This window comes from Bradyrhizobium uaiense (assembly GCF_010811875.1).
Taxonomy (GTDB): Bacteria; Pseudomonadota; Alphaproteobacteria; order Rhizobiales; family Xanthobacteraceae; genus Bradyrhizobium; species Bradyrhizobium uaiense.
On sequence record NZ_VKHP01000903.1, the window covers coordinates 1 to 245 of the forward strand.

The 245-nt window shown below is 62.4% G+C and carries 1 protein-coding gene; it reads right to left on the reverse strand.

The genetic code is table 11. From position 1 onward, the window contains the following. Positions 1-245 (reverse strand): transposase (locus FNJ47_RS48050; protein WP_236000638.1); only part of this gene is annotated, 245 nt, incomplete at both ends.

Genomic DNA, 245 nt, shown 5'->3' on the forward strand with positions numbered 1-245 from the left:
CTGGCGGCGGCGCGTCCCGGTTGTCGTCCGCAATGAAATGGGGTCGCTGGTCGTAGTTGCCCGTGGCAAGGAGCTCCGCCATCGGCTGAATGCTCTTGCGATCACCAGGGCCGATCAATCCCGCAACGTACAGTGGACACATCCGCTGCCGGGTCTTGTGACCAAACCGGTCCAAGAACGGCTTCAGCCAGCGTTCGAGTTCGTCTTCCCATTCCGCCATGGTCAGCCCTCCAAGAGCCGACCAC